Here is a 7,044-nt window from a genome sequence, read left to right on the forward strand (position 1 = left end):
AATATTTCGGATACTTTCATCAAGATACAGAAATCGCAGACGGCGATTTGGTCTGAGATTGAATTTGATTGCTGGTATCTACAATTACGAACTTCGTTACCGACAAAAGGATATATCTTGATTACTTTTGCAAGAGATCTAATCATTTAAGTTCAAAAAATAGCGATTTTTCGAGTATTTATACTTAGGCGATCTCCGTGTTCTAGGTCATAGAATCTCTAGTTCATTTTTCATCCGAATAAAAATAGAGTAATTAAGTATTAAAAACCCCTTGCTAATATCAATGGATATATAAGGTTTCTCACACCTGTGTGGCACAGTTTAACCTTTGCTGATTAAATTTTTCGACATCGATAATGTACCTCTTGGGAACAGGAAACGCTATAGTATAATATCTATGCTCGATCGACTATTGCCTTTAGATACCTCACACCTTAATAATTAAGCATAGAATAGCCGAGTCTCCAGACTGCCGCTTAACCAAAACTTCTATTATCCCGATGAGAAACCTCTATTTTCTCTTGCCCGGTACTACTTCTCCCTTTGGTGGGGGTGGACTGTGGGCAGAAATGAAAACTGTCAATTTAGCTAGTCAAATTTGTAGCGCCCAGATTGTGACTTATCGTCAAAAAGAGTTAAATTATCTCTTTTTAGAGGATATACTCGCGAAAATAAACTCAGATGACAGTATTTTTGTGGTTAGCTGGGGTTTTGATCTTCCTAAACTGGTGCAAAAATTGCGATCGCATAATATCATTTATCATGCCCATAGTACAGGTTACGGCTTCCGTTTACCCTCCCAAATACCAATTATAACCGTTAGCCGTAATACTATGGGTTATTGGGGAGAAAAGGCTCCTAATGCTTTAATTTACTATCTTCCTAATCAAATTGGCTCAGAATTTCTCAATTTAGGCTTAGAAAGGGATATCGATGTCCTAGTACAGGGGCGCAAATCCTCAAAGTATCTTCTCAATCGTCTAGTTCCCGCCCTCCGTCCCCACTGTCGCCTTAAGGTTTTAGATAGCTATGTGGAGGATTTAGTGGGATTATTCAATCGTAGTCGGGTTTATCTCTACGATTCGGCTGAATATTGGGCTGTAAACGGTTTAACGGAAGGTTTTGGCTTACCGCCCCTGGAAGCTTTAGCCTGTGGTTGTACGGTATTTTCTAGCGTCAATAGCGCCCTAGCCGATTATCTCGATCCCGGTTTCAATTGTCAAAAAATCGGGGCCTATTCCACTCAATACGATCTGGAACGTATTCTTAATTATGCCCGTAATTTTCCCGTTAATTCTTTACCTGCTAATTTTATCGATGATTATCATCCCGAAAAATTATTACCACGTTTTGAAACAATTTTAAGAGAAATTAATGATTTCTTTGATATTAAAAAACGCTATCCGGCTGATATAGAAGGTTTAGAACCCCTGCGACTTAAAAAATTATGGATGCAGAGTTCTCTGGCTAAACTTAAGAAAAAACTGTTTAAGTAGCAGTGATCTTTCCTTCATTATTCGCCAATTCAAAAATAAAACGCATCAATTTTAAGAGTTGACAGAGAAAGATCGATCGGCTATTCAGTTATCAGTGATCAGTTATCAGTTATCAGTGAACAGGGATATCGGGAGAAAAAAGCTGATGGCTGACTCCCCAAAAGGAAAACTTTCTACTTCACCATTAAGATAACTGCTATAGAATTATTTCTAACTCTTACCCCCAGGATATTTATGAAGCGAGGAATTTACATTACCGCTAATGATCGAGTTATCGAGCAGGCGCTCGCATTAATGAATAGTATTTGTTTGTACGATCCCGATTCTCCCGTCATCTTGATTCCCTACGACAATAATTATCAAAAAATTGCCGATTTATTGTCCGAAAAATATGGCGTTATTCTCTATCCCGATCTGCAATTAGTGGAAGAATTAGCCCAGAAAATATATGATATTTTTGGAGAAAAATTCTTTGCTCGTCCCAATCAATTTCGCAAGCAGGTGTATTGGTTTGGAGAATTAGATCAATTTCTTTATATCGATGCGGATATCGTAGTTTTTGAAAAAATAATAGATAATCTAAATTTCCTCGATACCTACGATTTTCTCTGCTGTGATTACCAACACAAAAAAGGGATTACTGATGTCTTTAATCCGATTGTTTTAGAACAAGGAATCTTCACAGAAAATGATCTAAGTGGAATGTTTAACGGTGGTTTTTGGGCTAGTAAAAAGAATCTGTTCTCAGAACAGGAATTATATAGTGATTTTCAAGAATGTGCCGCTCATCCAGAATATTTTGATTTTTCTCAAAAAACCTCCGATCAACCGATTATTAATTATACCATTCTCAAACGAGTTCCCAATCGATTTAATATTGTCCGCGCTCCGGGTTGTCAAGCGGGAAATTGGGGGGGAAGTTCTCATTTTCAACCTCAGGGGAATATTTTAATCGATCCGAAATTAAATCAGCCCTTAAAATATTTACATTGGGCAGGAATTCGCATTGAACCGGGCTGTCCCTACTGGGATATCTGGAGATATTATCGTTATCTAGATGATCCTAATCCCCCCGCAGATCCGCCAGCAAGCAAACCAAAAAATCCTTTTCAGAGATTATTAGATAAAATCAAATTATAGGTTTTATTTTTGGTGCATCTCCTATTTGTGACTTTCTCTCACATATAGGCGAGCAGCAGAAGTTATTAAAAGAGGGCGAATGCAATTCGCCCCTACAATAATATTATTTTCTGAGATAAGGTGAAAGGGAAGAAGTGTTTTTTTCAACCCTATAGCTTAATTTAACTCCAATCCTGTTGCTCCTCGCTTTGGCGAATTTGATACACTTGTCCATGACTGTGCAGTTGTCGAGTTTTTGCCCATAAACTGGCTTCATCTAACTGCCATTTTTCTAGGATTAAATCTAAATCTCTTTGGATTTCTCTTGCTCCTGGAAAGTTTTGATAACGTATGCGTAAACGAGCGCATTCAGCTAAGTTTAAATCATTAGGTTCTGATTGCAGCAGCTGATCAACAATCGGGCGATCAATTCTTTCCTGTGGATGTTGTTGTTCTTGGTTTTTACTAGCCATAATTAATCGAACCAACCGATATCGGAATCCGTTAACTCTGTGGGGGTAGGAGTTGGGGCAATATAACGGACTAAAGTTGCCATTTCAAAGTTATAAAGACTGGGTTTCTTCGGCGCAGGTTTGGTAATTGCTGACGGTTCAGGGGTGGGGGTGGGACTATTTTCTAGGGTTTTAATTTGATTATATAGTTTTTCAATTAACTGTTTTTTCTCGGTTAATTCCGTCTGGGATTGACTTAATTGACTCGATAATTTTTCAATTAACTGTTTTTTCTCAGTCAGTTCCGTCTGGGATTGACTTAATTGACTCGATAATTGTGCCACCAAAGTGGTTTTTTCCGAGAGGACAGATTCTAACTGCTCGGTCTGTTGTTGTAACTGCTGTAACCTGACAGAGAGTTCCAGATGTTCTTGGACTTCTTTTTCCAGAGAAATAACCTTTTCTTGGAGAGTTTGCTGATTTTTCTCGGTTTTTTCTAACTCTGTTGTCAAGTCGTTAATTTTTGCCTGTAGGGTGGCGTTAGTTTCCTTCGGACGTTTGGGAGAAGGAGAGGTTTGGGATTCTACCTCTTTATTAGCTTCTGTACGGATGAGATCGTTTAAATTACCTTTGGTCATAAGCTGTGCAAATAGGATATTACGATAGAATCGGATACTGTCCAGAAATCTGTTGGTTTAGGCAATCGATAATTATTCGCCCGATATACAAGCTTGATTAAGCTGGGGAATTGTTCCATAGGTTTTATTTTATAGCTTGAGGTCGATCGATCCCTGTCCATTTGAGGAATGAGAACAAATACCTAAATCTCAGTTTCACCAGTAAGATTCTAAATTTTTCTGTAGTTAATGATACGGAATAGTAAATTTGTGTCAGACTAAAGGTAGAAGTCGATCGCACCTGTGGCAGGGATAAATTTATGAATATTGAAGAAAAAGCACGTCTTAATCTAACCCAAGAACGACAAGCAGAAGGAATGCTCGAAGAGAATGTCTTAACTCGTACAGAGGAGCTTTTAGGGGAAGGAGAGGCAGAAACTGCGAAAGCGCGGGTTTTATTAACTGAAAATCGTCAAGAAGACGAAAAACTCCAAGATAAAATTTTAGAACGTTCGATCGAAGCTATGCAATAGCCTTTCGGTGAAGACTGGGAATATCCACAGAAGTAGAGTTAAATGTCTGTAGAGACGTGGTTTTCCCCGTCTCTATTTCAATCCCCGATAACTAATCACTGTTACACTAATCACTGTTAAGCTCTGGACAGTGAAAAAATGCAGATCCGAAGAAAACACCCCAATCCTGCCGTTAAAGTTGAGAGTTTGAGTTATGTGGTGAAAGTGCCAGAGGCACAACCGCAAAATATTTTAGAAGAAATCGTTTGGCATAAAGAGATCGAAGTCGATAAATTGCGCGAAAGGTTGCCTTTATTGGAATTACGCCAAAAAATAGCCAATACTGCGCCACCTTGCGACTTTTTAGCCGCTTTAAAACAGGGTAAAACCCAACCCGCTTTGATTGCCGAAGTCAAAAAAGCTTCTCCTAGCAAGGGAGTTATCCGCGAAGATTTTGATCCTGTAGCGATCGCCCGTACCTATGAACAGGGAGGAGCCACTTGTTTATCGGTTTTAACCGATAGTAAGTTTTTTCAAGGTAGTTACGAAAATCTTAGCCTCGTCCGGCAAGCGGTATCTTTACCCCTATTATGCAAAGAATTTATCCTTTATCCCTATCAAATCTACTACGCTCGCTCTAAAGGAGCCGATGCTGTTCTTTTAATTGCCGCTATTTTAAGCGATCAAGACCTAGCATATTTTGTCAAAATTGTCAAGGGTTTAGGGATGACAGCTTTGGTAGAGGTGCATAGTCTGTCCGAATTTGATCGAGTGTTAGCCATTGAGGGAATCGAACTAATCGGCATTAATAACCGTAATTTAGAGACATTTACAGTTGATTTAGACAATACTCGCCAATTACTAGAAGCTAGAGGCGAAAAGGTGCGAGAAAAAGGTATTCTGATCGTCAGCGAATCGGGATTAAACACAGCAACAGATCTGGCGAAAGTGAAGCAAGCGGGAGCAAATGCGGTTCTAATCGGCGAATCTTTGGTAAAACTGCCCGATCCTGCCGTCGGTATCCAGAAATTGTTTGAAAATCGGGAATAGGAGTTAGGAAGTGGGGAGTCGGAATGATGAATTATAAATTACGAATTATGAAGTGGGGAATTGGGGAGAAAAAAGCTAACTCCTGCCTCCTGCCGACCGCCCCCTGCTTCCTGCGATATAATCAGAGTTTGCCAAATCTTAAATCAACCCCTCAGAATTGATGCGATCGAGATTTGGTTTTTTATCTTTGTTAAATATGGCCCAACGAGAGAGGACGAACCATGGAAAATAAAAATATGTTGATGATTCCCGGCCCCACACCGGTGCCGGAAGCGGTATTATTGGCTATGGCTAAAGCACCGATAGGTCATCGGACCGGTGCTTTTAGCAAGGTAATCGCCGAATTAACCGAAAATCTTAAATGGTTGCATCAAACCAGTGGCGATGTCTTAATGCTAACCGCTTCGGGAACCGGTGTCATGGAAGCGGGAATTATTAATTTTCTCAGCCCCGGCGATCGAGTTTTGGTGGGGGATAATGGTAAATTTGGGGAACGTTGGGGGAAAGTCGCGAAAGCCTACGGCTTAAATGTGGATGTAGTTAAGGCAGAATGGGGTAAACCCCTAGATCCAGAAGCATTCACCGCTAAACTGACCGAAGACAAGGAAAAAGCCATCAAAGCGGTAATTATCACCCATTCAGAAACTTCCACCGGGGTTCTCAATGACTTGGAAAGCATTAACAAAGCGGTAAAAGACCACGGGGAAGCTTTAATTATCGTCGATGCTGTCACCAGTTTAGGAGCTTATCATATTCCCATCGACGAATGGGGTTTAGATGTGGTCGGTTCTGGTTCCCAGAAAGGTTATATGATTCCTCCCGGTTTAGGTTTTGTTTCCGTGAGCCAAAAAGCTTGGAAAGCCTACGAAACCGCCAAACTGCCCCGTTTTTATCTAGATTTGGGCAAATACAAAAAAGCCACCGATGAGGATAGTTCCCCCTTTACCCCCCCAGTTAACCTGATGTACGGTTTACAAGCTTCTCTGCAAATGATGAGAAGGGAGGGATTAGCGGCAATTTTCGCCCGTCACCAACGCTTAACGCAGATGACGCGGGCGGGTATGCGCGCCCTGGATTTGCCCCTCTACGCGGCGGATTCCTGGGCTTCCACGGCGATTACTGCGGTAGCCCCCACTCTAGTAGATGCGGAAAAAATTCGTTCGACTCTCAATAAAAAGTTCGACATCGCTGTGGCTGGTGGTCAGGATCACCTCAAGGGTAAAATCTTCCGTATCGGTCATTTAGGTTTTGCTAGTGAGAGGGATATCCTCACGGTTATCGCTGCCATTGAAGCGACTTTAATCGAGTTAGGTGTCGAAAGTGTCACCCCCGGCGCCGGTGTGGCTGCGGCTGCCTCGGTGATGGTGCAGGGTTAATCTTAGGTTTGCTTTTCCCCTTCTCCCCCTATCCATTAGTCACATCTTTCTTAACATAAAATTTGACAAAGAGAGAAAAGTGTGCAGGATGGCTCAAGGGGGTTCTCTGGGGGAACTGATTTGATCAGATAGCTTCCAAGTCTCGCTGATATTATGTCATCTTCCCAGTCCCAACCAAATAGTTTTAACACCAGGTTCACCTACAAAAGCGATCGCACCCATTCCTCTAAATCTCCCGCTTTGGTAAAATCCAACAAAGCTTCTCCTAAAGCTTCCAGTTGATTAATTAGACCTCTTGCATAATTTTTTTATGGTATAATATAAGGTTTTGCTTTTTTCTCAATTCTTAGATTGAAGTGGAAAAAAGAATAAAATGTGATCTTAGGTCAGGAAATCATCTATAATTTTGCTATGTTTATTAG

Annotated in this window: 8 protein-coding genes and 1 pseudogene; 6 read left to right on the forward strand and 3 right to left on the reverse strand. The window is 40.7% G+C overall.

The window, feature by feature from the left end; translation table 11 throughout:
* The 3 genes and pseudogenes from IM507_RS08420 to IM507_RS08430 all read left to right on the forward strand — a co-directional run.
* Nucleotides 1-121: pseudogene (locus IM507_RS08420) on the forward strand (IS5 family transposase); the annotation flags it as partial.
* Nucleotides 122-500: 379 nt separating this feature from the next.
* Nucleotides 501-1,496, forward strand: a complete 996-nt coding sequence (locus tag IM507_RS08425; RefSeq protein WP_002735499.1) for a glycosyltransferase — start codon at nucleotides 501-503, stop codon at nucleotides 1,494-1,496.
* A 234-nt stretch (nucleotides 1,497-1,730) separates the two neighbouring features.
* Nucleotides 1,731-2,636 (forward strand): Npun_R2821/Npun_R2822 family protein, encoded by a 906-nt coding sequence (locus IM507_RS08430; protein ID WP_002737185.1) that lies wholly within the window; start codon nucleotides 1,731-1,733, stop codon nucleotides 2,634-2,636.
* 161 nt (nucleotides 2,637-2,797) lie between these two features.
* On the opposite strand, the gene IM507_RS08435 is transcribed toward IM507_RS08430, so the two are convergent.
* Both IM507_RS08435 and IM507_RS08440 read right to left on the reverse strand, forming a co-directional pair.
* Nucleotides 2,798-3,088 carry a DUF3288 family protein gene (locus tag IM507_RS08435; protein ID WP_002738029.1) on the reverse strand — a complete coding sequence of 97 codons (291 nt, stop codon included), beginning with the start codon at nucleotides 3,086-3,088 and terminating at the stop codon, nucleotides 2,798-2,800.
* 2 nt (nucleotides 3,089-3,090) lie between these two features.
* Nucleotides 3,091-3,705, reverse strand: coding sequence for a hypothetical protein (locus IM507_RS08440; RefSeq protein ID WP_123229845.1), 615 nt, complete (start codon nucleotides 3,703-3,705; stop codon nucleotides 3,091-3,093).
* A gap of 299 nt (nucleotides 3,706-4,004) precedes the next feature.
* Here IM507_RS08440 and IM507_RS08445 point away from each other — a divergent pair, with 299 nt between their 5' ends.
* The 3 genes from IM507_RS08445 to IM507_RS08455 all read left to right on the forward strand — a co-directional run bounded on the left by IM507_RS08445 (nucleotide 4,005) and on the right by IM507_RS08455 (nucleotide 6,622).
* Nucleotides 4,005-4,217 carry a hypothetical protein gene (locus IM507_RS08445; protein ID WP_002735306.1) on the forward strand — a complete coding sequence of 71 codons (213 nt, stop codon included), beginning with the start codon at nucleotides 4,005-4,007 and terminating at the stop codon, nucleotides 4,215-4,217.
* Nucleotides 4,218-4,355: 138 nt separating this feature from the next.
* Nucleotides 4,356-5,246 carry an indole-3-glycerol phosphate synthase TrpC gene (gene trpC, locus IM507_RS08450; protein ID WP_287231091.1) on the forward strand — a complete coding sequence of 297 codons (891 nt, stop codon included), beginning with the start codon at nucleotides 4,356-4,358 and terminating at the stop codon, nucleotides 5,244-5,246.
* 221 nt (nucleotides 5,247-5,467) lie between these two features.
* Complete coding sequence (locus IM507_RS08455; protein ID WP_287636880.1) at nucleotides 5,468-6,622, forward strand: pyridoxal-phosphate-dependent aminotransferase family protein; 1,155 nt, start codon at nucleotides 5,468-5,470, stop codon at nucleotides 6,620-6,622.
* Nucleotides 6,623-6,822: 200 nt separating this feature from the next.
* On the opposite strand, the gene IM507_RS23475 is transcribed toward IM507_RS08455, so the two are convergent.
* A complete protein-coding gene (locus tag IM507_RS23475; protein WP_223210794.1) occupies nucleotides 6,823-6,909 on the reverse strand; it encodes a DUF4351 domain-containing protein in 87 nt (28 codons plus the stop codon).
* Between the last annotated feature and the right edge of the window lie 135 nt (nucleotides 6,910-7,044).

It is taken from the genome of Microcystis sp. M20BS1, from assembly GCF_020245305.1.
GTDB classification, from domain to species: Bacteria; Cyanobacteriota; Cyanobacteriia; order Cyanobacteriales; family Microcystaceae; genus Microcystis; species Microcystis ichthyoblabe_A.